The organism is Corallococcus sp. BB11-1, from assembly GCF_026626625.1.
GTDB classification, from domain to species: domain Bacteria; phylum Myxococcota; class Myxococcia; order Myxococcales; family Myxococcaceae; genus Corallococcus; species Corallococcus soli.
In genome coordinates this window covers 34,546-58,660 of record NZ_JAPNJY010000008.1, presented here as the reverse complement: position 1 = coordinate 58,660, position 24,115 = coordinate 34,546, and the positions used below count along the sequence as shown (strand labels likewise).

The 24,115-nt window shown below is 71.6% G+C and carries 23 protein-coding genes; 11 read left to right on the top strand and 12 right to left on the bottom strand.

All coding sequences use genetic code 11. The features are described 5' to 3' along the window. Positions 1–176: 176 nt before the first annotated feature. The 3 genes from OV207_RS09785 to OV207_RS09775 form a co-directional block, all read right to left on the bottom strand. Positions 177–2,213, bottom strand: coding sequence for a glycosyl hydrolase family 18 protein (locus tag OV207_RS09785; protein ID WP_267554489.1), 2,037 nt, complete (start codon positions 2,211–2,213; stop codon positions 177–179). Positions 2,214–2,282: 69 nt separating this feature from the next. Next, positions 2,283–3,464, bottom strand: a complete 1,182-nt coding sequence (nagA, locus tag OV207_RS09780; protein WP_267554488.1) for an N-acetylglucosamine-6-phosphate deacetylase — start codon at positions 3,462–3,464, stop codon at positions 2,283–2,285. After that, positions 3,464–4,495 carry an SIS domain-containing protein gene (locus tag OV207_RS09775; RefSeq protein ID WP_267554487.1) on the bottom strand — a complete coding sequence of 344 codons (1,032 nt, stop codon included), beginning with the start codon at positions 4,493–4,495 and terminating at the stop codon, positions 3,464–3,466. The genes nagA and OV207_RS09775 overlap by 1 nt, the downstream gene beginning before the upstream one ends. Before the next feature lie 373 nt (positions 4,496–4,868). Here OV207_RS09775 and OV207_RS09770 point away from each other — a divergent pair, with 373 nt between their 5' ends. After that, entirely contained in the window at positions 4,869–5,186 is a 318-nt protein-coding gene (locus OV207_RS09770) for a DUF3817 domain-containing protein (RefSeq protein ID WP_267554485.1), read from the top strand. 190 nt (positions 5,187–5,376) lie between these two features. After that, on the top strand, positions 5,377–6,255 hold the full coding sequence (locus tag OV207_RS09765) for a Uma2 family endonuclease (protein WP_267554484.1): 879 nt from the start codon (positions 5,377–5,379) through the stop codon (positions 6,253–6,255). A gap of 9 nt (positions 6,256–6,264) precedes the next feature. On the opposite strand, the gene OV207_RS09760 is transcribed toward OV207_RS09765, so the two are convergent. The 4 genes from OV207_RS09760 to rsfS all read right to left on the bottom strand — a co-directional run bounded on the left by OV207_RS09760 (position 6,265) and on the right by rsfS (position 9,272). Continuing rightward, positions 6,265–6,966, bottom strand: a complete 702-nt coding sequence (locus OV207_RS09760) for a ComF family protein (RefSeq protein ID WP_267554482.1) — start codon at positions 6,964–6,966, stop codon at positions 6,265–6,267. A gap of 59 nt (positions 6,967–7,025) precedes the next feature. After that, the gene (locus tag OV207_RS09755) at positions 7,026–8,183 is read right to left on the bottom strand and encodes an RNA ligase RtcB family protein (RefSeq protein WP_193346913.1); all 1,158 of its coding nucleotides are present in this window, start codon (positions 8,181–8,183) and stop codon (positions 7,026–7,028) included. 62 nt (positions 8,184–8,245) lie between these two features. Next, the gene (locus OV207_RS09750) at positions 8,246–8,710 is read right to left on the bottom strand and encodes a 23S rRNA (pseudouridine(1915)-N(3))-methyltransferase RlmH (protein ID WP_193346914.1); all 465 of its coding nucleotides are present in this window, start codon (positions 8,708–8,710) and stop codon (positions 8,246–8,248) included. Position 8,711: 1 nt separating this feature from the next. Continuing rightward, complete coding sequence (gene rsfS, locus OV207_RS09745) at positions 8,712–9,272, bottom strand: ribosome silencing factor (RefSeq protein ID WP_267554480.1); 561 nt, start codon at positions 9,270–9,272, stop codon at positions 8,712–8,714. A 61-nt stretch (positions 9,273–9,333) separates the two neighbouring features. Between rsfS and OV207_RS09740 the strand changes: the two genes are divergently transcribed. Continuing rightward, positions 9,334–9,648, top strand: coding sequence for a tetratricopeptide repeat protein (locus OV207_RS09740; RefSeq protein WP_267554478.1), 315 nt, complete (start codon positions 9,334–9,336; stop codon positions 9,646–9,648). Positions 9,649–9,657: 9 nt separating this feature from the next. Here OV207_RS09740 and OV207_RS09735 read toward each other — a convergent pair whose 3' ends face one another. Further along, entirely contained in the window at positions 9,658–10,752 is a 1,095-nt protein-coding gene (locus OV207_RS09735) for a hypothetical protein (RefSeq protein ID WP_420715196.1), read from the bottom strand. A 96-nt stretch (positions 10,753–10,848) separates the two neighbouring features. Here OV207_RS09735 and OV207_RS09730 point away from each other — a divergent pair, with 96 nt between their 5' ends. Continuing rightward, on the top strand, positions 10,849–11,391 hold the full coding sequence (locus OV207_RS09730) for a hypothetical protein (RefSeq protein WP_267554474.1): 543 nt from the start codon (positions 10,849–10,851) through the stop codon (positions 11,389–11,391). A 31-nt stretch (positions 11,392–11,422) separates the two neighbouring features. Here OV207_RS09730 and OV207_RS09725 read toward each other — a convergent pair whose 3' ends face one another. Together OV207_RS09725 and OV207_RS09720 are read right to left on the bottom strand one after the other, a co-directional pair. Then, complete coding sequence (locus OV207_RS09725; protein ID WP_267554472.1) at positions 11,423–12,481, bottom strand: TetR family transcriptional regulator; 1,059 nt, start codon at positions 12,479–12,481, stop codon at positions 11,423–11,425. A gap of 190 nt (positions 12,482–12,671) precedes the next feature. Continuing rightward, positions 12,672–14,078 (bottom strand): sigma-54-dependent transcriptional regulator, encoded by a 1,407-nt coding sequence (locus OV207_RS09720; RefSeq protein WP_267554470.1) that lies wholly within the window; start codon positions 14,076–14,078, stop codon positions 12,672–12,674. A gap of 161 nt (positions 14,079–14,239) precedes the next feature. Between OV207_RS09720 and OV207_RS09715 the strand changes: the two genes are divergently transcribed. After that, a complete protein-coding gene (locus tag OV207_RS09715) occupies positions 14,240–14,839 on the top strand; it encodes an NUDIX hydrolase (RefSeq protein ID WP_267554467.1) in 600 nt (199 codons plus the stop codon). On the opposite strand, the gene OV207_RS09710 is transcribed toward OV207_RS09715, so the two are convergent. Then, entirely contained in the window at positions 14,813–16,294 is a 1,482-nt protein-coding gene (locus OV207_RS09710) for a sensor histidine kinase (protein WP_267554465.1), read from the bottom strand. The genes OV207_RS09715 and OV207_RS09710 overlap by 27 nt on opposite strands. 332 nt (positions 16,295–16,626) lie before the next feature. Here OV207_RS09710 and OV207_RS09705 point away from each other — a divergent pair, with 332 nt between their 5' ends. Both OV207_RS09705 and OV207_RS09700 read left to right on the top strand, forming a co-directional pair. Continuing rightward, positions 16,627–18,360 carry a hypothetical protein gene (locus tag OV207_RS09705; RefSeq protein WP_267554464.1) on the top strand — a complete coding sequence of 578 codons (1,734 nt, stop codon included), beginning with the start codon at positions 16,627–16,629 and terminating at the stop codon, positions 18,358–18,360. A gap of 9 nt (positions 18,361–18,369) precedes the next feature. Beyond that, a complete protein-coding gene (locus OV207_RS09700) occupies positions 18,370–19,152 on the top strand; it encodes a hypothetical protein (RefSeq protein ID WP_267554463.1) in 783 nt (260 codons plus the stop codon). Positions 19,153–19,156: 4 nt separating this feature from the next. Here the strand turns inward: OV207_RS09700 and radA are convergent, their stop codons facing one another. Further along, a complete protein-coding gene (gene radA / locus OV207_RS09695; protein WP_193346924.1) occupies positions 19,157–20,518 on the bottom strand; it encodes a DNA repair protein RadA in 1,362 nt (453 codons plus the stop codon). Between the two features lie 175 nt (positions 20,519–20,693). Between radA and OV207_RS09690 the strand changes: the two genes are divergently transcribed. The 4 genes from OV207_RS09690 (at position 20,694) to bioD (ending at position 24,048) form a co-directional block, all read left to right on the top strand. Then, positions 20,694–20,963: a GlsB/YeaQ/YmgE family stress response membrane protein gene (locus OV207_RS09690; protein WP_120597359.1), complete on the top strand. Its 270-nt coding sequence runs from the start codon at positions 20,694–20,696 to the stop codon at positions 20,961–20,963. Positions 20,964–21,156: 193 nt separating this feature from the next. After that, positions 21,157–22,182: a biotin synthase BioB gene (gene bioB, locus OV207_RS09685; RefSeq protein ID WP_267554458.1), complete on the top strand. Its 1,026-nt coding sequence runs from the start codon at positions 21,157–21,159 to the stop codon at positions 22,180–22,182. After that, positions 22,179–23,366 (top strand): 8-amino-7-oxononanoate synthase, encoded by a 1,188-nt coding sequence (bioF, locus tag OV207_RS09680; protein WP_267554456.1) that lies wholly within the window; start codon positions 22,179–22,181, stop codon positions 23,364–23,366. The genes bioB and bioF overlap by 4 nt, the downstream gene beginning before the upstream one ends. Beyond that, positions 23,350–24,048, top strand: coding sequence for a dethiobiotin synthase (bioD, locus tag OV207_RS09675; RefSeq protein WP_267554454.1), 699 nt, complete (start codon positions 23,350–23,352; stop codon positions 24,046–24,048). The genes bioF and bioD overlap by 17 nt, the downstream gene beginning before the upstream one ends. Positions 24,049–24,115: the final 67 nt, after the last annotated feature.

The following is a 24,115-nucleotide window of genomic DNA, read 5'->3' as shown; positions in this document are numbered from 1 at the left end:
GGGGCCCCGGACGGCGGGCAGGCAACCCAGACGGCCCCCAGTCTATGCCGGACCGGTGTGGGGCGGGGTGGGCCCGTGGAGGCAGCAGGCGAAAAACGGACGGGGCCGGCCCGGGCGCTGCTGCCCGGGCCGGCCCCGCTGGAGGTTTCGAAGGGGCCCCGGTGGGGCCCGGGGCATCAGTGCAGCTTGGAGTACAGGGCGTTGACGAGGGTTCCGTCGTCGCCGCTCAGTTCCCAGAACATCGCGCCGCCCAGGCCCTTGGCCAGGATGTAGTCCGACTTGGCGTTCATGCTCTGCGCGTCGTCGTAGGCCACCCACACCTTCGTGGTCGGGCTGTAGACGTAGGCCTGCTTGCTCTCCGGGTGGAAGAACTTCGTGTAGCCGGAGCCCGCGCGCTCGTAGTTGTTCTTCAGGTCCTTGTAGTCGAACACGCCGGTGAGGCCCGACTGGCCGTCATCCCAGGTGCCCTTGGTGGGGACGCCGCTCTGGAACAGGCCGTTGTTCACGTTGGGCACGTTGCCCCAGCCGCGGCCGTAGAACGGAACGCCCAACACAATCTTGGACGGGGCCACGCCCAACTGGAGCATCTTCGCGATGGAGCCGTCGGTGTAGAAGCCGTCGTTGGCGCCCGGGTCACCCGTCACGCGGTTGAGCGCGGAGTGGAAGTTGACCGTGGGCTCGAAGGCGCCGTGGTAGTCGTAGGACATCACGTTGATGAAATCGAGGATGTTGGACAGCTTCAGCGTCTCCTGCTTGTTGGCGAGCAGGTCCGGCGAGGCGCCCGTGGCGATGGTGAGCAGGTAGGGCTTGCCGGTCTGCGCGGTGACGGCGGCCAACTGGGTGCGGAACTCCTGCATGAGCAGGGTGTAGTTCACCTTGTCCGCGGGGCTGCTGATGTTGTCCGGCAGGCCGCCGCCGGTGGGGTACTCCCAGTCCACGTCGATGCCGTCGAACACGCCCACGCCGTTGGCGGGGGTGACGCCGGGGAACTGACCCTTCACGTACAGGTCCACGCAGGACTTCACGAAGGCGGCGCGCGACGCGGAGGTGGCGGCCACCTGGGAGAAGTACTTGGACCAGGACCAGCCGCCAATGGAGATGAGCAGCTTGAGGTGCGGGTTCGTCTTCTTCATCTCCTGGAACGCGCGGAAGTTGCCGCGCAGCGCGCCCGGGTCCCACTCACCCGGGAAGCCGAGGCCCTTGTCGATGTCCGCGAACGGATCCCCGAGCACGCACTTGCCGTCCGGCGTGATGTTGGAGAAGGCGTAGTTGATGTGCGTGAGCTTCGACGCCGGCACGTTGGACACCTGGTAGTTGCGGCCGTAGATGCCCCACGCGGTGAAGTACGCGACGATGCGCTTGTTGCCCACGGGCGGCTGGCCGGTGATGGCGACGGTGACGGTGAGCACCTTGGTGCCCACGTTGCCGGCGGCGTCGTATGCCTTCACGGTGTACGTGTACGTGCCGTTCTGCGCGGAGGAGGAGAACGCGCGGCTGAACGACGACGCGGTGGCGACGAGCGTGCCGTTCTCCAGGATCTCGATCTTCGTCACGCCCACCTCGTCGGTGGCGCTGGCGGAGATGGTGACGGAGCCAGCGGTGGTGATGCTGGACGCGCTGCTGGACGCGGTGACGACGGGGGCCTTCGTGTCACCGGCGCCGGGGATGGCGACGGTGACGGTGAGCGTCCGGGTGCCCACGTTGCCGGCGGCGTCGTACGCCTTCACGGTGTACGTGTACGTGCCGTTCTGCGCGGAGGAGGCGAAGCTTCGCGAGTACGAGGACGCGGTGGCGACGAGCGCGCCGTTCTCCAGGATTTCGATCTTCGTCACGCCCACCTCGTCGGTGGCGCTGGCGGAGATGGTGACGGAGCCGGCGGCGGTGACGTTGGACGCGCTGCTGGATGCGGTGACGACGGGGGCCTTCGTGTCGCCACCTCCCGTCGCGGGGCCGACGTCGAGCCACAGCGAGGCCACGGCCGACGGCGTCCAGTCCGACTGGGACGTGTGCGGCTGGCGGCACTCATAGACGCGGCCCTCATAGGAGACGCGCGTGCCCACCGAGTAGGCGACGCCCACGGCCCAAGCGGCCTCCAGCGGCGCCTTCATCACGCTGCCCGGGCCCTCGGCTTCGGGGGCGAAGACTTCCTGGCCACATCCGGTGACGGTCAGCGCGGACGCGACCAGGCCCATGATCCACTTGCTACGCAGCATTCGTGTTCTCCTCGCCTGCGGTACATGCGGAAGGAGTCACGCCCCCATTTTTCAGGGTTAATCGCGGAGTTATTTTTCCGGGCTTCGTGCCTGCCCGCCGACCCAGGTGGTGTGGACGGAAAGGTCTTCTTTCAGCAGCACGAGGTCCGCGCGATGGCCCGGCGCCACGCGGCCCCGGTGGCCGTGCACGCCGAGGAACGTGGCGGGGTGGAGCGACGCCATGCGCAGCGCTTCGTCCAGCGGGACGCCGAGCGCGTGGACGCAGTGGCGCACGGCCGCGGTGAGGTCGATGTCCGCGCCCGCGAGGGTGCCGTCCTCCGTCTCCAGGCGACCGTTGCGGCGCAGGATGGTGCGGCCCTGGAGCTGGAAGGACGTGACGGAGGTGCCCACGGGCGGCATCGCGTCCGTGACGAGGAAGACCTTGCCGGGAGGCTTCACCTTGAGGACGAGCCGCAGGTTGTCCGCGTGCACGTGCACGCCGTCCGCGATGACGCCGCACCACGCATCGTCGTGCGTGAGCGCTGCGACGACGGGGCCGGGCTGACGGTTCAGCACCGGGGGCATGGCGTTGAACAGGTGCGTGAAGCCGCGCACGCCGGTCTGGAGGGCCTGGGTGGTGCGCTCGCTGGTGGCGGCGGTGTGGCCCGCGCTGAGCACCACGCCGGCCGCGGTGAGGCGGCGCAGGGTGGCGTCATCCACGCACTCGGGCGCGAGCGTCATCAGCACGCGTCCCCCGTGCGCGGCGAAGCGGCGGGGCAGGGCGGTGAGGTAGTCCAGGTCGCGCGGGTCGGGGGCGCGGATGAAGCCTGCAACATGGACGCCCGCGCGCTCGCGGCTGATGAAGGGGCCTTCCAGGTGGACGCCGAGCACGCCGCTGTCGGGGCGCGCGGTGGCTTCGAGCGCGGCTTCGCACGCCGCGCGCATGCGCGTGGGGTCGTCGGTGATGAAGGTGGGCAGCAGGCCGGTGGTGCCGGTGCGGCGCATGGCGGAGGCGATGGCGAGCGCGGCCTCCACGGTGGGCGTGTCGTTGAAGAGGACGCCGCCCGCGCCGTTCACCTGCACGTCGATGAAGCCGGGCGCCAGCAGCGTGTCCCCAGGCAGCGTGTGCACGGTGGCGCCCGGGGGGATTTCAGCGGCGGGGACCACGGCGCGCACGGTGTCGCCTTCGAGGACGACGGCCTGGCCTTCGAGGAGCTGGTCCCCGGTGAAGACCCGCGCGCCGTGGAGGACGACGACCGTGGCGCCGGGCATCACACCGTCTCCGTGACCTTGCGCAGGTGCGCGGGGGCGTCGGGGTTCAAGCCGCGCGCGGTCGCGAGCTGGTGCACCGCGAAGTAGAAGCTCTGCACCTGGCACAAGGGGGCGAGCACGGCGGGCAGGTCCGGCAGCGTGGGCAGCGGCTTCGCGCCCGGGACGGACAGGGTGGCGTGGACGGTGGCGCCCAGCTCGACCATGCGCTGCACGACGGCGCGCGTGCCCGGCGCCGCGTTGTCGTCCTGACCGAGCGCGAGCACGGGGAAGCCCGGCCGCACGAGCCCGAGCGGCCCGTGGAGGACCTCGGCGGAGCTGAAGGCCTCCGCGTGCAGGCGGCAGGTCTCCTTGAGCTTGAGGGCCATCTCCAGCGCGGCGCCCAGGCCACTGCCGCGCCCGACGACGTAGAGGCTGGAGGCGTCCTTGAGGGAGGCCAGCGCCGGCCACCAGTCGAGCTGGCCCGCGGCCTCCAGGGCGTCGGGCAGGCGCCGGGCGGCGTCGTGCAGCTCGGGGGCGTCCGACCAGTAGGCGACGAGCTGGAGGAAGGCGAGGCCGGAGAGCAGGTAGGACTTGGTGGCGGCGACGCTGTGCTCGGGGCCGGCGGACAGCGGGACGTGCACGTCGCACAGCGCGGCCAGGGGCGAGGACTCGTCGTTGATGAAGCCGAGCACGACGGCGCCACCCGCGCGCGCGGCCTCGGTCATGCGCAGCAGGTCGGGGCTCTGGCCGGACTGGGAGATGGCGATGAAGAGCGAGTCGCGCAGGTCGAGCGAGCGCGTGTTGTAGACGGACGCGACGCTGGGGCCCAGGGACGCGACGGCGCGGCCCAGCGTCGTTTCGATGAGGTACTTGCCGTAGACGGCCGCGTGGTCGGAGCTGCCCCGAGCGCAGGTGACGACGAAGCGGGGCGGGGTCCGGCGGAGGCGGGCCCCCAGGTACGCCAGGGTGTCCCGGCAGCGGTCGAGCTGGAGGCGGGCGGCGGCGGGCGCCTGGGCGGCCTCGCGCGCGAGGGTGGGAAGGGGAGGAGTCATCGCGGTGTGCTCACGGCGCAGGGGATAGCAGTCTCCGGGGCGCTGCGGGTGGAGGAAGGCGCCCCGTGTGACGGGCGCGGCCTCTTTCCGAGAATGGCGATGCGGCAGTGAGGACGCACCCTCGGTCCTGGCGGGGGCCCGCTTCAGGCCGGGCTTCGCGACGCCAGGCCGCATGCTCAGCCAGCGGGGAGGCCCGGCTCAGGCGGCCCGTGGAGGCGACCCCCGCGAGGTGGGTCGAGGGGCCTGCGAGCAACAAGCTGTCCGCGCGGGGAGGCGCCCTTCATCACCGGGGCTCACCGCCGTTACCACCCAGGCCCATGCGGTCCAGGCTCCGAGGCTTGACGGTGTCGCGGCGCGGAGGGGAGAAGGGGACATGCTGAAGACCGCCCTGGGACGTTTCCGCGCCGTTGCCTTCTGGGAAGGGCTGTCCTTCCTGGTGCTGCTGCTCATCGCCATGCCGCTGAAGTACATGATGGGCATGCCCCAGGGCGTGCGCGTGGTGGGCATGGCGCACGGCGTGCTCTTCATGGCGTACCTGTACACGCTGCTGATGGCCGCCATCGAGTACCGCTGGGGCGTGAAGCGCATCGTCGTGGCCTTCGCGGCCTCGCTGGTGCCCGGTGGGACGTTCTGGTTGGACGCGCAGCTGCGCGGTGAGGCACAGGCGCTTGAGACGGTGAAGCCGGCCTGAGCGCTGTTGTTCTGGAGCCCGCTCCAGCGCGCGTCAGGGCGCGCGGTGTCCGGGGCACGGGACGCCTGCTGCCCGTTCGCGATGGCTCACGCCCGTTCCCGTGGAGCGCGGAGCCGCTGGCTCGTGGCTTGCTCAATCGCTCGCTCGGGGGCGATTGACCGCGAGTCCTACCCGACGCAGGCTTGGGGTCATGGGACGTCATACCGACAAGGTTGGGGACGCCTACCCTCGGGCGCCCTCGCAGGAAGCGTGGGAGCGGATGGGGCAGGAGGAGAGGGCGCAGGCGGTGGAGGCACTGCCCGCGGAGGTGACGTACGACGAGATGGCGATGCCGGAGGGCGACCGCCACTCCCAGCCCAAGATGAGCACGGTGGATGTGCTCCGGGGCTATTTTGAACGACGGGGGCGCAAGGTGTACGTGGGCACGGAGCTGCCCGTGTATTACCCGGCGGAGCGACGCTTCGCGCCGGACCTGCTGGTGGTTCTGGAGGCGGAGACCCACTGGCGTGACAAGTGGGTGGTGAGCCACGAGGGGCGTGGCCTGGACTGGGTGATGGAGGTCCACGTTGGCGGCGACCGGAAGAAGGACGCTGAATTCAACGTGAGCCGCTACGCCCGGTTGGGCATCCCCGAGTACTTCATCTTCGACGGGGGACGGCTCACGCTGGAGGGCTACCGGCTGGCGACACCCGACGCGCGCAGCTACACCCGCATGGTGCCGCGTCACGGGCGCCTTGTGTCCGAGGTGCTGGGGCTCGAACTCCAGGTGGAAGGCGAACACCTGCGCTTCTGGGCTGGCAATGCTCCCCTGCTGGAGTCCAGGGAGCTCATCAGCCGCATGGAGGGCCACTCCCTGGAACTGCAACGCCGCGCGGAGATTGCCGAACGGCGTCTCTCTGAAGAGACACGGCGTCTCGATGAGGAGGCGCGGAGCCGCGAGGAGCTGGAGCGCAGGCTCGCGGCGGAAGAGCTGCGCCGCAACCTTGAAACGCAGAGCCGTGAGGAACTGGAGCGTCGCTTCACGGAACTCCAGGCGGAGATGGCCCGCATGAAGAAGTCCCAGCGCTGATCCACCCGCTCAGGCGAGGGTGAACGCCCTCGCCAGCGTCAGCACCTCCACCCGCGTGGCCCCCGCCTCCCGCAGCGCGACCGCCGCGGCCCGCGCGGTGGACCCGGTGGTGAACACGTCATCCAGCAGCAAGACCTCCCGCCCCTTCACCGCCCGCGACGCCACGAACGCTCCCGCCACGTTGCCCGTGCGCTCCGCCTCACTGAGCCCCACCTGCCGCTTCGTTTCGCGCATGCGCTCCAGCCACCCCACCGGCGCCACGCGTCCCGTCGCCTTCGCCAGCGTCCCCGCGAGCAGCTGCGCCTGGTCGTACTGCCGCGTCCGGAACCTCCGGACATGCAGCGGCAACGCCACCACGCACTCCGGCGCCGTCCTGAGGAACCCGCGCGCCTCGTCCGCGAGCAGCGCGCCCAGCGGCGCGGCGAGGTCCGGCTGGTCCTCGTACTTGAAGCGATGGATGGCGCGCGCCACCGGCCCCTCGTGCGCGAAGGGCGCCCAGGCCCGGCTGAACGGCGGAGTCACCGTCCGACACCTGGGACACATGTGCCCCGGGAACGTGCCCGGCTCCGCGCACGTCCGGCAACACACCGGCGGCAGTCGCTCCAGCGCGGTGTCACACGGCTCGCAGAACACCGCGCCCACGCCCGGCAGCACCTTCGCGCAGGCCAGACACATGGGCGGATACAGCAGGTCCAACAAGGCCTTCCACATCAGCGGGGCTCCCGGGGGCAGCGCATGCCGCGCCCCTCGTGCCAGCCCCGTGCCGCGCCTCACTCCGCCGAGCGGCCTCGCGTCTTGTACGTGAGCACCGGCGCCAGCGTCGCCACCACCCGCACCAGCCCCGCCTCCACCAGGTCCGTCACCACGCGGTCGATGGCCTTGTACGCGGGCGGCGCCTCCTCGAAGAGCAGGTCGCGGTCCTCGCAGACGACGTGGCTCTTGAACACCGTGCGCGTCAGGGAGTCCGCGGTGAAGCGCTCCTTCAAGCGCTCGCGCGCCGCCGTGCGCGTCCACTTGCGGCCCGCGCCGTGCGCCAGGCTGTGGGCGCTGTGCTCGCCCGTGCCCACCGGCAACACCAGGTAGCTGAGCGCGCCGCGACTGCCCGGAATCACCACCGGCCCCTCATCCCAGGGCGCCGCGCCCTTGCGGTGCAGCCACCCCACGCGCCCGTCCGAGTGCCGCACGGTGACGCTGTTGTGGCACACGTCCAGCACCCGCCGCCCCGTCGCCCCGATGCCCTCCAGCGTCCGCCGCGCCACCAGCGCGCGGTTCGCCCGGGCCCACGTCACCGCGCCGTCGTGCCGCTCCAGGTACGCTCGCGCCTCGGGCGTCCCCGCCGTCAGTCCGCCCGCGGCGTGCCGGTCCACGTGCGTGCGGAGGATGGCCTCGCCCAGCCCGCGCGAACCCGAGTGCACGAGCAGGAGCAACCGCTCCGCGCGCAGCCCCAGCGCTTCGAATACCCGCGCGTCGTGCACCGTCTCCACCCGCTGCACCTCCGCGAAGTGGTTGCCGCCGCCCACCGTGCCCAGCGCCGCCTCGAAGCCCGTGGCCCTGCCGCCGTGCTCCGTCAGGAAGGCCTCCGCGTCGCCCTCCCACGCGCCCTCCAGGTCCAGCTTCGCGGCCCACCGCTCCGCCTTCGCCTTGCGCACTGGCAGGTCCACGTCCCACAGGCCCATGCCACAGCCGATGTCGCTGCCCACGAGGTAGGGATAGAGGAACCCCTCGGATTCGAAGGCCGCGCCCACCGGAGCGCCCTTGCCGGGGTGCAGGTCGGGCAGCCCCACCGCCAGGCGCATGCCGGGCAGTCGCGCCACGGCCTCCAACTGGCGCACCGCCTCGCCCTCCACCCAGGACTGGGGGGAGGCGATGATGCGCACCGTGGCGGCCGGCGCGACGGCCGTGGAGGTTCCAGGAAGTGACGTGGACATGGCCGCTCGGACGCGGGCCCCGCGCGGGGCCTGACGCCGGGGCGTCACGCCTGCCCGGCCGCCTACTTGTGGTAGGGCTCGCCCTTGAGGATGGTGAAGGCGCGGTAGATCTGCTCGATGAGCACCACCCGCGCCAGCCGGTGCGGCAGCGTCATCTTCGACAGGGACAGCACCTGGTGCGCCGCGGCGCGCACCGAGTCGTCCAGGCCCTCGTCTCCGCCAATGACGAAGAGCAGGTCCTTCGCGCCCGTCTGGGCCTTGGCGACGTAGCGGCCCAGCGCCACCGAATCCAGCAGCGTGCCGCGCTCGTCCAGCGCCACCACCCAGTCCTGCGGCTTGCGCTTGGACAGGATGGCGGCGGCCTCGGCGGCCTTCGCCTCGCCGGGCTTGAGCTTCTTGCCCGACGCCTCGGTCAACTCAATCAGCTCGAAGCGCGTGTAGTGCTCGAGCCGCCGCGCGTACTCCTGCACGGCGGGCTCGAACAGCCCGGAGCGGTCCTTGCCGATGGACAGCAGGCGGACCTTCACCTCAGGCCAGCTTCTCCCGGGGCGCGTCCGCCCACAGCCCGTCCAGGTCGTAGAAGGCGCGCACCTCGCCGTTGAACAGGTGGGCCACGACGTCGTCGTAGTCCAGCAGCACCCACTGGCCCGTCTCCATGCCCTCGGTGCTGATGGGGCGCAGGGGCTGGGAGCCCGCCTTGAGCTGCACCTGGACGTTCTCCGCCATGGCGCTCACCTGACGGTCGCTCTCGCCGGAGGCGATGACGATGTAGTCCGCGTAGGACGTCATCCCGCGCATGTCGAGGATGACGACGTCGGACGCCTTCTTGTCGAGCAGCAGGTCGCCGATGCGGCGCGCCAGCTCGCGCGCCTTCGGGTTCTCCGCGATCTTGGGCGGAGCCGGCGGCGCCGGAGCGCGCGGAGCCTTCTTGCGGGCGGCGGCGGTCGTCTTGCGCGGCGGCGGACGGAGGCTGGACTTCGCCGCCTTCTTCACCGCCGTCTTCTTCCGGGCCGGAGCCCGGGTGACGCTCTTCGCCTTCGCCTTCGTCTTCGTCGTCTTGGACGCGGGGGTCTTCTTCTTCGTGGCCATGTGCCAACTACCCTACCGCACCCTTGGCAACCTTCCAGCGCTCCTCTAATGGGTTCCGTCCATGAGCGACGCCCGCCTGGAACAATTCAAGAAGATGGTGGCCCAGTTCCCCGACGCCCCCATGGCCTGGTTCTCCCTGGGGAAGCTCCACCTGGAGCGCAAGGAATACACGGACGCCATCCAGAGCCTGGAGGCCGCCGTCCGCCTGGACCCGAACTATGCCGCCGCGCTGGTCTCCCTCGGGGACGCCTATGTGGCGGCCGGGCAGACGCAGAAGGCCCGTCAGGTGCTGACCACCGGCCGGGACCACGCTCTTGCCCAGGGGCACCCCGGGCTGGCCGAGGAGATCGACGAGCGCATCGCCGACCTGGACTGACCCGGCCTCCTAGTCCTGGTCGCGCCAGGTGAAGCCCACGCCGAACACCTGCCGGGTGTAGCTCAGGCCGTTGCGTGGCAGGCGGGTGCTCCAGATGCCCCAGGACAGCTCCAGGTCCACCTGGGGGGAGACGGGCCGGGCCAGCTTGAGGGACAGGGAATTCTGCCCCTCGTCCTCCTCCACCAGGATGATCTCCGGCGACAGGAAGATGCCGTCCGGGTAGCGCGCGAGGCCCAGGTTGCCCTGCGCGAGCAGCGTCGTCTTCCACGGCAGCCGCACCCCCGCGCTCCCGGTGAGTCGGTGGCGCAGCGCCGTCTCCCCGTAGCTGTTGGAGCTGACCTCCTGGAAGGCATACGTGAGCGACAGCTTCACGGGTCCCCGGTACGTGTAGCCCGCCCCCGCCACCAGGGCCCCGTCCTGACGCCGCTCCAGGGTCTGGACGTAGCCAGGGAAGGGCCGGGCCGGGGGGCCGTAGCGGCGCGAACCCCATTCGCCAAACACATTCAGCGAATGGCGCCGGTCCAGCCGGTAGCGCCCCAGCACCCCCACCTCCGGCCCGCCGAAGTTGGCGGTGGGGTCCGGGCGGTACACGAAGCGGCGCGCTCCCAGGCGCACGCGCAGCGCGAGCCGCACGTCCGGGGCGTACTCGGCGAAGAGGCTGGTGCCCAGGTCCGAGTACGCGCGGCTGCCGCCCCTCCGGTCCTTGGCGTGGCCCTCCGCGCCCACGCCCCACTCGGTGCCCAGCGCCAGCGAGCCCTCCAGGGCGCCCGCCTGCACCAGCGTGTCCTCGTTGGCGTAGGCCACGTACTTGCGCGCGCCCAATTCGTAGCGGCCCACCAGCTGCGCGCGCTCGCCGGTGCCGCGCCCCTCCGCCGTCCCCAGCACGCTCAGCGCCACGTCCGGGGTGGGGCCGGGCGTGACGCCGTCGGAGAAGTCGCGCGGGGCGTTGCCGTCCACCAGCAGCCGGCCGGTGCCCTTGAGCGAGCCCTCCCACTCGGCCGCGAGCGCACCCCCGCCCCACAGGGTGGCGAGGACGAAGAGGAGCGGGCGGAGGCGGCGGTCCAAGACGCGCGCACCATACTCCGGGCCGCCTGCACGCCCCATCGTCACGAAGCGCCCGCCCACCCCGTTGTCCGGGGGACACGCCCGTGGCGCCAGCGGTCGGTGACGCCGCACCCGGACGCCCGGTACATTGGGGCCATGTCCCATGTGTCCTTGTTCGCGGTGGTGGCTGGCCTGGGGCTCGTCGCCTGTTCCCCGTCGTCCTTCACGACGCAGGTCCAGGGCGAGGCGACGGTGCCGGCGAGCCCCACCGGCGCGCCCACCCTGCTCAATGCCTTTCCCGCCATCAGCAGCTTCGCGGCGCTGGACTTCAACGAGAACCAGGACTTCAAGAACCGCGACGTCACCAAGGACCAGGTGTCCCGCGTGCAGGTGAAGTCGCTGTCGCTCAAGGTGCTCAGCCCCAATGACCAGGGCTTCGACTTCCTGGACTCGCTGGAGGCCGTGGCCCGCGCGGGGGACCGGGAGTCGCGCTTCGCCGGGCAGGACGGCATCGCGCAGCTGGGACTTGGCCCGCCCAACCCCACGCTGTCCCTGAAGGCGGACGGCAGCGTGGACCTGCGCCCCTACGTTGCCGCGCCCACCATGGCGTTCATCCTGCGCGGCTCCGGGCGCCTGCCCGAGCGCGAGGTGCGCCTGCAGGCCACGGTGGTGCTGGAGGTGGAGGGCGGGCTGCTCTAGCGGACGCCAGGGGAGGGCCCGGCTCCGGGCCTCAGGGCGCCAGCGTCTTCGCCCGGCGCTCCAGCGCGCCCGCGCGTCCGTCCAGCTCGCGGGCCAGGGACTCCAGCTTCGCGGCCTCCTGCTCCAGCGACTTCAGGTCCTCCGGCCCGCCCGCGGCCAGGGCCTGGGCGCGCACGGGATCCACCTGGGGCCGCCGGTCGCTCGCGGCCCTGGAGGACAGCGGCGTCGCGACGTCGCCCGGTCCCGACGCGGGCCTGTCCCCGCCTCCCGTCTCTCCTCCGCCCGCCATGGGTGGGAAGCCGGAGTAGTCGTCCGAGCTGGAGGCCGGCGACGGTGAGCTCCCGGTCCGCTGCGTGGGCGCCACCTGGAAGCCCTGGTCGCCCGAGGAGCGCAGGCGCAGGCGCCGGTCCTGGTCGTCGAACATGGACTCCTCGCCCAGGAAGTCGTTCATGCGCCGGTCCAGGTCGCGCTCCTCGCGCACCTCGCTGATGCGCGCCTTCAGGGCCTGGAGCCGCTGGCGCACCTTGTCCTGGCTGTCGCGCAGCGCGTCCGCCTGGGCCAGCAGGTCCTCGGGATCATCCCCCCGCGTGGCCCCGTCCAGCGCCGGCACCTGGGAGGCGGGCAGCGCCGCGCGCACGGCCTCCCGCTCCTCGCGCACCGACCGCATCCGCTCCAGCAGCCGCGCCCGCTCCGTCCGGTCCGTCGTCGCGTCCCACGCCGAGCGCAGCCGCGTCAGCTCCTGCGACAGCGCGCCGTGCAGCGCCAGGTGCGCGCGCTCCACGTCCCCCTCCGCGCCGGACACGGACTGGGCCAGCCCCGTGAGCTCCCCGCTCAGCTCCTGCGAGCGGCGCAGCGCGGACTCCAGCTCCTCGCCCGTCGTCAGCTTCCCCTGGCGCTGGGACTTGAGGGTTTCGATGCGCGCGGCCAGCCCGTTGAGCTCTTCGCGCAGGCCCTGCTGCTGGGTGCGCAGGGCGCGGACGCCGACGCGCGCCGACTGGGCCTGCGCCCGCGCCTGCTCCAGCCCGGAGGACGCCCCGGCGGCAGCGCCCACCAGCAGGCACGCGAGAAGGGCTAGGGCACGCAGCGTCATCGTGGAGAAACCTTCAGCAAGGCGGATGCCAGTCCCACCCCCGTGTCCGGTTCCCTGCCCGGCCGGAAAGCCTCCTGGTTCCGGGCACCTGGCGCGGACGAGGTGGTCAGGGGTGGGGAAGCCGGGCGGTGGAAAATCATGGGGCCAGGGCGGGGGTGACGGATTTCCGAGGCGGCAGGAGTCCCAGGCTTCAGATTTCCTCGGGGCGCTCGCCCCGGGGGAGGAAGCCGTACTTCTCCAGCTTGTAGTACAGCGCGGAGGTCTTGATGCCCAGCAGCCGGGCGGTCTCCGTCTTCACGCCGCCTGCCTTCTCGTAGGCGCGGGCGATGAGCTGGCGCTCCAGGTCCTCCAGGATTTCGGGCAGGGGCCGGTCGCCCTGGGGCACGGGCAGTCCGGAGTCCATGCGCGGCGTCTGGCCGGACAGGTGCGGGGGCAGGTCCGCGGGGGTGAGCGTTTCACCCTCGGCGAAGACGAGCGACTGCTCCATCGCGTTCTCCAGCTCGCGCACGTTGCCGGGCCACGCGTGGCGGGTGAGCGCGTGCAGCGTGGCGTCCTCGATGCCGGTGACGCGCCGGTTCACCCGGGGCGCGTGCTTGGCGACGAAGTGGCGCGCGAGCGCGGTGATGTCCTCGGGCCGCTCGCGCAGGGGCGGCAGGGTCAAGGGGACAATGTGCAGCCGGTAGTAGAGGTCCTCGCGGAAGCGGCCCGCCTTCACCTCCGCCTGGAGGTCGCGGTGGGTGGCGCTCACCACGCGCACGTCCACCTTGAGGGTCTCCTCGCCGCCCACGCGCTGCAGCTCCTTCTCCTGGAGCACGCGCAAAAGCTTCGTCTGCACGGAGGCGGGAATCTCCCCAATCTCGTCCAGGAAGAGGGTGCCGCCGTCGGCCAGCTCGAAGCGGCCCAGCTTGCGCTTCACCGCGCCGGTGAAGGCGCCGCGCTCGTGGCCGAACAGCTCGCTCTCCAGCAGCGTCTCCGCCAGGGCCGCGCAGTGCACGACGACGAAGGGGCCGCCCCTGCGCGGGGACTGCTGGTGGAGCATGCGGGCGACCAGCTCCTTGCCGGTGCCGCTCTCGCCGCGCACGAGCACGGTGGCGTCACTGGCGGCCACCTTGCGCACCTGTCCGAGCAGCTTCTGCATGGGCTCGCTGTCGCCCACGATGTCGCGGTGGGTGAGGGCGGCGTCGGCGTCGTGCGCGTCGGTGCGGGCGGTGAGGCGCTCCACCTGGCGGCGCGTGGCGGCCAGCTCCAGGCCCTTGTCCACCTTGGCGCGCAGCACCTCCGGCGGGAAGGGCTTGGTGATGAAGTCGTAGGCGCCCTCCTGCATGGCCTGCACGGCGGTCTCGATGGTGCCGAAGGCCGTCACCACCATCACCACCGCGCCCGCGTCCAGCTGCTTGAGGGCGCGCGTGACGGCGATGCCGTCCATGCCGTCCATCTTCAGGTCGGTGACGACCAGGTCGAAGGGGGCCTTCCTGTACGCGGCGAGCCCGTCCGCCCCGCCCTTCACCGCGGACACGGTGTGGCCGGAGCGGGTGAGGGTGACGGTCATGCCCTCGCGGAGGGTGTCGTGGTCGTCGATGACGAGGATGCGCGCCATGGCCTGCTCACCTGCTCGAGGGGTCCGCCGGAAGGAAGGGGCGCGTCCCGGCGGGAGGACGCACCTGGAGGCGGCACCCTACACCGGACCGGGACGGCCGCACGTCCGGCGCGGTGAAAGCGCTGGCGTCCCCTGCGGTGCGTGTGTCTAAACCCCGGCGCATGGCCCCTGCTTCCGCTGCCCTCGTCGAGCTGCTCGCCCGCCACGTCCCCCGGGACGACAAGGAGCGCGAGGACCTGTCCCGGATGCGCCACTTCGCCACGTCGCTGGGGGAGCCCTTCTCGCGCTCGCAGGTGGAGGCGCACTTCACCGGCAGCGCGGTGGTGGTGGACCCCACGGGCACGAAGGTGGCGCTCCTGCACCACGCGAAGCTGAAGCGCTGGTTGCAGCCGGGCGGTCACGCGGAGGCCGGGGATGGAGGCGACATGGAGGCCACCGCCCTGCGCGAGGCCCGCGAGGAGACGGGGTGCCGCGTGCACCTCCACCCCACCGCGCCGCGCCCGCTGGACGTGGACATCCACACCATCCCCGCGCGCAAGGACGAGCCCGAGCACTGTCACCTGGACGTGCGCTACCTCTTCGTGGCGGAAGACCCCGAAGCGCTCGCGCACGACCCCGCGGAGTCCTTCGGCATCCAGTGGGTTTCCTGGGACGAAGCGCTGAAGCGCGCGGACGAGGCCCCCTTGCGGCGCATGCTGGGCAAGGCGCGCGAGGCCCTGGAAGGCGGCGGAGCCTCAGGAGCGCGCCCGCGCCTCCCCTGACGTTGGAGGGCAGGGCAGGGTGAGGGTGAAGACGGTGTCGCCCGGCGTGGAGCGCAGGGCCAGCTCCCCGCCATGCGCGCGGACGATCTTCCGCGCGAGGGGCAGGCCCAGGCCGGTGCCCTGCTCGCGGGTGGTGAAGAAGGGCTCGAAGATGCGGTCGCGTTCGGCCTCGGGGACGCCGGCGCCGGAGTCCTGGACGTCGATGGCGTAGCCGCCGTCGCGCTGCTGGCCGCGCACGCGCACGCTGCTGCCGGGGGGCGCGGCCTGCACGGCGTTCTTCACCAGGTTCACGAGCGCGGCGGTGAGCAGGCTTCCGTCCGCCTCCAGGTGCGCGGGCGCGGCGTGCACGTCCAGGGCGACGCCCTTGCCGCTGGCCTCCATGGAGAGCAGCTCGCACGCGCTCGAGACGAGGTCGGGGGCCTCCATCGGTGAGCGCGCCAGCGGTTGTTCGCGGGCGAAGGCGAGGAAGTCCTCGACGATGCGCTGGAGGTAGGTGACCTCGCGCTGGATGCGGTCCACGTGGCTGCCGGCGTCCGCGTGGGCCCCCGCGCGCAGGTCCTCCTGGAGCAGGCCGGAGAAGAGGGCGATGCCGCCCAGCGGGTTGCGCACCTCGTGGGCCACGCCCGCGAGCATGAGCTTGAGCTGACGGTCCCGGCTCTCCAGCGCGCCGCGCATGACCTCCAGCTCGCGCGCCAGCACGCCAATCTCCCGGGTGGGCTCCGGGGGGACGGGCGTGGTCAGGTCGCCCCGGCCGATCCGCAGCGCGGAGTCCATCAGCCGGCGCAGCGGGCGGGCCAGTCCCCGCGCGGTGAGCATGGCGATGAAGGCGAGCACGACGAGCGCCACGACGCTGGCCATGACGAAGGTGCGCCACAGCCGGCGCAGCGGGCCGAAGAAGGCCGCGCTGCCCTCCACGGCGATGGCGCCCACCACCTGTCCGTCCTGGACCACGGGCGCGTAGCCCGTCTTGTAGAGCAGCCCGTCGGAGCCGGTGAAGAGCACCTGGCTGGCGGCGCGCTCGCCGGCGAGGACCCGGGTCAACTCCAGACGGTCGCGCGCGAGCTCCGGCACCTCGGCGCCCACGGGGAGGTTGCCGCCCACGTCCGTGCGAACGCGGCCCTGCGCGTCCACGGCGTACACGCGGCGCACCCCGCTGGCGGTGCGCACGCCATCGAGCAGTCGCACGAGGTTGCGCCAGGTGCGGGTGCCGGACACGTCGTCACCGGGCTCGATGGTGAGCATGCGCTCGCCGCTGACCTGGCTGGCGGTGGCGGCGGCGAGCGCGGACAGGCTGGAGCCCAGCTCGTCCTCCAGGCTCGCGCGAGCCAGCGCGTACACGGAAGCCCCCGCCAGCGCGAGGAAGAGGAGGGTGGGCAGGAGGAACGCCACCAGCAGCCGCGCCGACAGCGAGCCCAGCGCGTCTCGCAGGCGGGAGGAAAGGGGGCGATGCGTCATCCGGGCGGCGCTCCTCGTGTCACGCATCAAACGGCATGCCCCCCGTCCTGACCAGCACTCGTTCCCGGGCACGGCGAGGAAAGACGCGGGGAGGAAGTGCTTCGGGAACCCGCGACGGCACGAGGTTGTCCGAGCACCTGGGGGCGTTCCGGGGGCGGTGGCGTCAGCGCTGTCGTGGACGGTGAGGCGGGGCGCGACGGGCCAGTGAAAGCGTCAGGCCCGAGACTCGGGAGTCATTGGGAGGGGGAACGCGTGTCGCGGCACGCGTCAGGAAGCGCGGCACGGGGCACGTCAGTGCTGATTGATATTTGAAATGGCTGGGGAGGCAGGACATGCCGGATGGACGTCTGGGGCGTTTCGGCGGAAGTCTGGTGTTGATGCTGGCGCTCACGGCGTGCACCACGCCGGGCGCCGGTGCCCTGCCGGTGGGGCATTACGGCTACACGCGCTATCGCAGTGCTTCGCCGCCTCCGTTCCCTCGTGAAGCCAGGAGCACGGGTGGCACGGGTGGTTCGGGCAGCACGGCCGGTGCGGTGGGCAGGGATGTTCTGGGGCACTACCTCGCGTTCATCAATGAGAAGCGGGCGGAGCTGAGGAAGCCCGCGGTGACGGAGGAGGAGCGTCAGGCGGGCCACGCCGCGCTGAATGAGCTGTTCATCTGGGCCCTCTCGCGGACCGAGGCGCAGCTCGCGGAGGACTCACCGCTGGAGGTCTACCTGCGCCTGAAAGTCGAGCACGCGCGGCGCCAGCGCGAGGACGGAGCGCGCTCGACTCAGGTGGACGCGAAGCTGGACGAATTCCACCGCTGGGCGGATGCGCGCGGGAAGGCCCTGGCGGAGTCGCATTTCCGCAGGCTCGGCCACGACGGGCTGCTCACCGAGAGCGCGCTGTACGATGCGACGCAGCGCGCGCTGGTGGAGGCGGTGCTGGACTGGGCCTACGCGCACACGCTGGACCCGGACTTCGTGCGCAAGAGCCCCAGCGAGGTGGCGCTCTACCTGCTGGCGCGCGACAGCCTGTTGGCCTCGGCGGTGGAGGCGGGCCGCCTGGCGCCTCCGACGTGGGATCCGCGCCGTGAGCCTCCAGGCATTCCTCCCGAAGAGGTCGTGCTGGAGATGGCGGTGGGCCTGCTGCCCGTCGCGGGGGAAGTGGCGGACGTGACGGGCGTGGTGCTGGGCGTGAGCATCCTGGGACACCCGCTGACGGACGGCGAGCGGTTGCTGTGCGCGGTGAGCGTGGCGCTGCCGGTGGTGTCGGGGCGTCTGCTGTCGGAAGGCGCGCAGGGTGTGGAGCGCGCGGCGCTGTTGACGGGCCGCAGCCTGCGCGAGGTGCAGGTGTTGCAGCGGGTGGTGCAGCACCTGTCACCCCAGGAGGCGCAGGAGATCCGCCGGGTGCTGCGCGCGTCGGGGCGCGGCGACGCGGTGTCCGCGGAGGACGTGGCGAAGCTGCAAGCCGTGGCGAAGCGGCTGGAGTCCCCGCTGGCCGAAGCGGGCCGAGTGCTGGGCCAGGGAAAGCGCGTGGCCCTGGTGGGCTCACGGGTGACGGCGGAGGGCGCGCGGCTGGTGCCAGGCAGCGCGGAGCACCTGGCGCAGGCGTGGGTGGACTACCAGTTCCGTCACCCAGCGAAGTACCCGCAGTTCAAGTACGCGGTGGATCCGGAGTGGGAGCGGCTCTACCAGACCGTCATCAAGAACAAGGGCGCGGGCAGCGAGTTCGAGCAGGCCGTGCTCCAGAGCAGGAACTACCCGAAGAACACGGGCCTGTTGTTGCCGCCGCCAGGGAGTACGGCCCAGGGCTTCGTCCCGGATTCCGTGCTGGGGCGTCCCCGGGATCTCGTCTGGGGGCAGCCCTACAACTTCATCGAGGTGAAGGGCCGTGCGGAATTGTCGCTCACGGGCAACTTGAAGAGCATGATGGACTACGTGGCTAGCTACGGTGGTTTCATCGAACTCTGGATTCGTTCCTCGAAGCATCCGTCCGGGGCAACCCACCTGTCCAAGTCCTTACTGGAACAGATTGATGAACTCAGGCAGGCAGGACGCGCTGACGTCCGCTTCTTTCCTTGAAGACAGATCATGGCTCGGCGCTTCCTGAAGACACGGTTCTCCCTGCCGCCCGGCGTTCCCCAGACAAGCACCATCCGCGAGCTGGCTCGTCTGTTCTTCCTGGAGTACCGCTGGTTCCAGCCGGTGCGGTTTGGGGGCTTCAACATGGCGAACCGGTTGGAGGCTGGTCCCTTCAACCCGGATGTCCTCGCGGGCTACTACGAGGACTTCAAGAACTTCACCATCGGGGCGAAGACGGATCGCGACTTCCTCCAGATCAATCCAGAGCGCCACGGCGAATACCCCTACGCCGGCTCCTTCACCTGGATGACGTCCATCGTGGAGCCCCGGAAGGCGAAATGGCGTGAAGCCCACCTGCGCCAGGTCGTTGAAATCATGCACCTGCTGGGCTCGCCCCTGGTGCAGTCCGGACCTGATGACGACTTCGAGCGCAAGAACTGGCGCTGTGTGCCGAGTGAGGACGGCGTCGGCTCCAGGCGTGACTTCAACGTGCGCGACTACAGCGAAGGTTTCGCGGGCCTCTACTGGCGCAACTTCTTCGGCGCCCCGCTGGTGAAGCACTTCGGCCCGCGCCTGGACGCGCTCCCCGCCGAGCACCGACAGGCCCTCGACGGCGGCATCGTCCTCGTCCAGCCCTACGAACTTCCCACCCAGGCCATGACCCCGGACGGGGACGCCGCCGAGGCCCGGCTCATCACCGCGCTGGGCCCCGAGTCCTTCTTCGACCTGCCCACGCTCACCAAACCCACGCGCGTGCCGGACCCGGCCTTCCTGCCACCGCGCGTGTCCTGAGCCGTCAGTCGAACATCGCGGCCAGCGCTTCGCTCAGCGTCTCCACGCCCACCACCTGCATCTTCGTCTTCTCCAGCCGGCGCGCGCTGCCAGCGGGCATCACCACCCGCTGGAAGCCCATCTTCGCGGCCTCCGCGAGCCTCGGCTCCACCTGGCCCACCGCGCGCACCTCGCCTGCGAGCCCCACCTCTCCCAGCACCAGCGTCTTCGGATCCAACGGCCGGTTCTGCAGGCTGCTCACCAGCGCCGCGCACACCGCCAGGTCGCACGCCGGTTCGCTCAACTGCATGCCGCCCGCCACGTTGACGAACAGGTCGCAGCCCACCAGCGGAATCTCCTCCTTCTTCTCCAGCACCGCCGCCAGCAGCGCCACCCGGTTGCCGTCCACGCCGATCGCCGTGCGCCTCGCCGTGCCGTAGCCCGTGGGCGCCACCAGCGCCTGCACCTCCACCAGCAGCGGACGCGTGCCGTTGAGCGTGCTCGTCACCACGCTGCCGGACTTGCCCTGGGGCCGCTCCGACAGGAACAGCGCGGACGGGTCCGCCACCTCCATCAGCCCCGCGCCCTTCATCTCGAAGACGCCAATCTCGTTGGTGCTGCCGAAGCGGTTCTTGTGCGCTCGCAGCAGGCGGAACGGGTGGCCCCTTTCGCCCTCGAAGTAGAGGACCGTGTCCACCATGTGCTCCAGCACCCGGGGGCCCGCGATGGAGCCCTCCTTCGTCACGTGGCCCACCAGGAACGTGGGCACCCCGCTGCGCTTGGCGAACGCCATCAGCCGGCCCGCCACCTCGCGCACCTGCGTGATGCTGCCCGGCGCGTTGCCCAGCTCCGGCAGGTACATGGTCTGGATGGAGTCCACCACCAGCGCCTGGGGCTTCAGCGCCTCCGCCGCCTGGAGCACCCGGTCCGCGTCCGTCTCCGCGAACAGGTGGATGTTCTCGCTCTCCACCCGCAGGCGCTCGGCGCGCATCTTCGTCTGCCGCAGGCTCTCTTCACCCGACACGTAGAGCACCGGCCCGTGCCGCGCCAGCTTGTCCAGCGCCGCCAGCAGCAGCGTGGACTTGCCGATGCCGGGGTCACCGCCCAGGAGCACCAGCGAGCCGCCCACCACGCCGCCGCCCAGCACCCGGTCGAACTCGGCGATGCCCGTGCGCCGGCGCACCTCCGTCTCCCCCGTCACGTCCTGGAGCTTCACCGGCCGGGAGGCGCCGCCCGACGCGCCCCACGCCGGGCGCTTGTCGTCCACCTTCGCCTCGGTCTCCTCCAGCAGCGAGCTCCAGGCGCCGCAGTCCGGGCACTTCCCGAGCCACTTCGCCGTCTGGTAGCCACAGGCCTGACAGGTGTAGTGCGTCTTCGCCTTCGCCATGGGCGGGGTGTAACCCAGACCCCTGACGTTTCCTCGTCCTACGTGAGGCCCCGGCAGGAGAGCAGGCAAGCGCCGTATCCAGGATCAGGTGCCGAGTTGCCCTACAGGGCGGGGCAACCCAGTTTCTGGTCCACGGGCGTCGCACAGAGCGGGCCCCCTACACAGGGAGGTTGTCATGGGGATTATCGCGTTTCTGGTGATTGGTCTGGTTGCGGGTCTGATTGCGCGCGCCATCATGCCGGGCAATCAGTCGATGGGGCTCATCGCCACCACGCTGCTCGGCATCGCCGGTTCGTTCGTCGGCGGCTTCGTGGGTTCGCTGTTCTCCAGTGACGGTCGCGTGTTCGACCTGCACCCCACCGGACTCCTGTTCTCCGTCCTGGGCGCACTGGTGGTGCTGTTCCTCGTGGGGCTCGCCGGCCGCGGCCGTCGCGTCCACGTCTAGCCGCCACGCTGGACCCTTCCCGGCCGATGAGGCGGGAAACAACAGAGGGGCGTCCGTCATGCACGGACGTCCCTTCTGTCTTTGCGGGCTCGGGCCAGGGCTCGTCAACCCCCTGTCGCGAGGGCGTTGACAATGGCCTCTCCGCCACGCACCGTCGGGCCCCTGACGCCCCTGCTTGAGGAGCCGCGCCCGCATGTCCGACACCGCCGAGTCCTTCCACGGCCACGCCCACCACGCCGCCCCCGCCCCGGAAGGGGTGACGGTGCGACACGACTGGTCGCTCGCGGAGGTTCGCGCGCTGTACCAGTTGCCGCTGCTGGACCTGGTGCACAAGGCGCAGACGGTGCACCGGCAGGTGTTCGTGGAGAACAAGGTGCAGCTGTGCTCGCTGCTCTCCATCAAGACGGGCGGGTGTCCGGAGGACTGCGCGTACTGCCCGCAGGCGGCGCGCTACAAGACGGGCGTCAAGGCGGAGAAGCTGATGGCGGTGCCGGAGGTCCTGGCCGCCGCGACGCAGGCCCGCCAGGCGGGGGCCACGCGCTTCTGCATGGGCGCCGCGTGGCGTGAGGTGAAGGACGGCCCCCAGTTCGACAGCGTGCTGGAGATGGTGCGCGGCGTCCGGGCCCTGGGCATGGAGGCGTGCGCCACGCTCGGCATGCTGTCGGAGAGCCAGGCGAAGCGCCTGCGCGAGGCGGGCCTGTCCGCGTACAACCACAACCTGGACACGTCCCCGGAGCACTACGGCGACATCATCTCCACCCGCACCTATGACGACCGGCTGAACACGCTCAACCGGGTGCGCGACGCGGGCATCTCCGTGTGCTGCGGCGGCATCATCGGCATGGGCGAGTCCGTGGATGATCGCTGCAACCTGCTGCGCACGCTGGCCAACCAGGAGGTCCACCCGGAGTCGGTGCCCATCAACGCGCTCGTCCCCGTGGAGGGCACCCCGCTGACGGACCAGCACCGCATCGAAACGGTGGACATGGTGCGCACCATCGCCACCGCCCGCCTGCTGATGCCCCAGGCCATGGTGCGCCTGTCCGCGGGCCGCATGCAGATGAACGAGGAGGCGCAGCTGCTCTGCATGCTCGCGGGCGCCAACTCGCTCTTCTTCGGGGAGAAGCTGCTCACCACCGGCAACCCCGAGTACACCCAGGACATGGCGCTGCTGGAGAAGGCGGGCATCCGCCCCCTGGAGCCCCGGCAGGACCGGTGACGTCCCCGGGCCCCATCGCGGACGGCTGGGCGCGCGAGGACCTGGAGGCCCTGTCCGCGAAGGGCCTTGCCCGCGTGCTGGAGCCGCTCGGCTCCCCCCAGGGCGCCGAGGTGCGCCTGGGCGACGCGCGGTTGATCAACTTCTCCTCCAATGACTACCTGGGCCTCGCGGCGTCGCCCGCCGTGCGCGCCGCCGCCGCTTCCGCGCTGGAGCGCTACGGCGTGGGCACCGGCGCGAGCCGGCTGGTGGTGGGGGACATGGTGCCGCACCAGGAACTGGAGGCGCGCCTGGCCCGCTTCGAGCGCGCGCCGGCCGTGCGCCTCTTCAACTCCGGCTACGCCGCCAACACCGGCATCCTCCCCGCGCTGGTGGGCCCCGGCGACGCCGTGTTCTCCGACGCCCTCAACCACGCCTCCCTGGTGGATGGCTGCCGGCTGTCGCGCGCGCGCGTCGTCGTCTATCCGCACGCGGACGCGGGCGCGCTGGCCCGGGCGCTCGCGGACACCCCGGCCCGGCGCAAGCTGGTCGTCACCGACAGCGTCTTCTCCATGGACGGGGACGTGGCGCCCCTGGGGGCGCTGGTGGAGGCGTGCGAGGCCCATGGCGCCGCGCTGATGGTGGACGAGGCGCACGCCACCGGCGTGCTGGGCGCGAGGGGCGCGGGCCTGTGCGAGGCGCTGGGCCTGGAGGCGCGCGTGGACCTGCGCATGGGCACGCTGAGCAAGGCGCTGGGCGGGCTGGGGGCGTACGTGGCCACGTCGCGCGCGGTGGCGGACCTGCTGGTGAGCCGCGCGCGGCCGTTCGTCTACTCCACCGCGCTGCCCGCCGCCCTGTGCGCCGCCGCGTCGTGCGCGGTGGACCTGGTGGAGCACGACCCGGCCTTGCGCGAGCGGCTGTGGGGGCACATCCACCGGTTCACCGAAGGCCTGCGCGCCCTGGGGCTTCCAGCCGAAGCCCGGAGCGCCATCTTCCCCGTCATCCTGGGCGAGCCGGCCCGGGCGATGGACGCGGCGAAGCGCCTCCGGGAGGCGGGGCTCCTGGTGAAGGCCATCCGCCCGCCCACCGTGCCGGAGGGCACCAGTCGGCTGCGCTTCTGCCTGTCCGCCGCCCACTCGACGGACCACATCGACCTGGCGCTGGAGGCCCTGCGCCGGGTGGGAGTCTCCCGTGTCCCAGCCCCCTAGTCCCCGCTTCTTCGTCACCGGCACGGACACGGGCGTGGGCAAGACGCAGGTGTCGTGCGCGCTCCTGTCGCTGATGCGGGACGCGGGCCTGTCGCCCCAGGGCTTCAAGCCCTACGAGAGTGGCTGCGTGTCCCTCAAGGCGCCGTCGGACGCGCTGGCGATGCGGGAGGCCGCGGGCAGCACGCTGCCGGTGGAGGCCGTGTGCCCGCACCGCTTCCGCGCGCCGCTGGCCCCGGGCATCGCGGCCTGGCGGTTGGGGCGGGAGCCGGACTGGCGGGTGACGCTCGCGGCGTGGAGGCGGCTCAAGGACGGGGCGGTGGTGGTGGAGGGGGCAGGGGGGCTGTTCGTGCCGGTGGACGCGAAGCGCGACGTGGTGGACCTGATCCAGACCTTCGACCTGCCGGTGGTGCTGGTGGCGCGGGCGGGGCTGGGCACGCTCAACCACGTGGCGCTGTCGCTGGAGGCGCTGGCGTCAAGGAAGCTGTCGGTGCGGGCGGTGGTGCTGTCGCGCGGGGTGCCCGGAAGCGACCTGGCGGAACGGGACAACCGACGCTACCTGGAGTCCCGCCACGGGGTGGAGGTGCTGGGGCCGGTGCCCTACGTGCAGGACGCGCGCAGGCGCCATCTGGCGTTCCGGCGGGCGCTCGCGCCGCTGGTGCCCGAACGCGCGCGGGCCCGATAAATCGGCCTCCGCCGCGTTCGCCTTTCGGGCGCGTGCTACAGGTCGCGCAAGTTTTCGCGTGGTGGAG

Excerpts from the sequence above, each read along its gene's own strand:
- rsfS (WP_267554480.1), bottom strand. The coding sequence starts at position 9,272 with ATGGCCACGAAGAAGAAGACCCCCGCGTCCAAGACGACGAAGACGAAG.
- OV207_RS09710 (WP_267554465.1), bottom strand. The coding sequence starts at position 16,294 with ATGACGCATCGCCCCCTTTCCTCCCGCCTGCGAGACGCGCTGGGCTCG.
- OV207_RS09705 (WP_267554464.1), top strand. The coding sequence starts at position 16,627 with ATGCCGGATGGACGTCTGGGGCGTTTCGGCGGAAGTCTGGTGTTGATG.
- OV207_RS09775 (WP_267554487.1), bottom strand. The coding sequence starts at position 4,495 with ATGACTCCTCCCCTTCCCACCCTCGCGCGCGAGGCCGCCCAGGCGCCC.
- OV207_RS09740 (WP_267554478.1), top strand. The coding sequence starts at position 9,334 with ATGAGCGACGCCCGCCTGGAACAATTCAAGAAGATGGTGGCCCAGTTC.
- OV207_RS09730 (WP_267554474.1), top strand. The coding sequence starts at position 10,849 with ATGTCCCATGTGTCCTTGTTCGCGGTGGTGGCTGGCCTGGGGCTCGTC.
- OV207_RS09715 (WP_267554467.1), top strand. The coding sequence starts at position 14,240 with ATGGCCCCTGCTTCCGCTGCCCTCGTCGAGCTGCTCGCCCGCCACGTC.
- OV207_RS09735 (WP_420715196.1), bottom strand. The coding sequence starts at position 10,752 with ATGGGGCGTGCAGGCGGCCCGGAGTATGGTGCGCGCGTCTTGGACCGC.
- OV207_RS09760 (WP_267554482.1), bottom strand. The coding sequence starts at position 6,966 with ATGTGGAAGGCCTTGTTGGACCTGCTGTATCCGCCCATGTGTCTGGCC.
- OV207_RS09690 (WP_120597359.1), top strand. The coding sequence starts at position 20,694 with ATGGGGATTATCGCGTTTCTGGTGATTGGTCTGGTTGCGGGTCTGATT.
- radA (WP_193346924.1), bottom strand. The coding sequence starts at position 20,518 with ATGGCGAAGGCGAAGACGCACTACACCTGTCAGGCCTGTGGCTACCAG.
- OV207_RS09725 (WP_267554472.1), bottom strand. The coding sequence starts at position 12,481 with ATGACGCTGCGTGCCCTAGCCCTTCTCGCGTGCCTGCTGGTGGGCGCT.
- OV207_RS09755 (WP_193346913.1), bottom strand. The coding sequence starts at position 8,183 with ATGTCCACGTCACTTCCTGGAACCTCCACGGCCGTCGCGCCGGCCGCC.
- nagA (WP_267554488.1), bottom strand. The coding sequence starts at position 3,464 with ATGCCCGGCGCCACGGTCGTCGTCCTCCACGGCGCGCGGGTCTTCACC.
- OV207_RS09770 (WP_267554485.1), top strand. The coding sequence starts at position 4,869 with ATGCTGAAGACCGCCCTGGGACGTTTCCGCGCCGTTGCCTTCTGGGAA.
- OV207_RS09765 (WP_267554484.1), top strand. The coding sequence starts at position 5,377 with ATGGGACGTCATACCGACAAGGTTGGGGACGCCTACCCTCGGGCGCCC.
- OV207_RS09720 (WP_267554470.1), bottom strand. The coding sequence starts at position 14,078 with ATGGCGCGCATCCTCGTCATCGACGACCACGACACCCTCCGCGAGGGC.
- OV207_RS09785 (WP_267554489.1), bottom strand. The coding sequence starts at position 2,213 with ATGCTGCGTAGCAAGTGGATCATGGGCCTGGTCGCGTCCGCGCTGACC.
- OV207_RS09700 (WP_267554463.1), top strand. The coding sequence starts at position 18,370 with ATGGCTCGGCGCTTCCTGAAGACACGGTTCTCCCTGCCGCCCGGCGTT.
- bioB (WP_267554458.1), top strand. The coding sequence starts at position 21,157 with ATGTCCGACACCGCCGAGTCCTTCCACGGCCACGCCCACCACGCCGCC.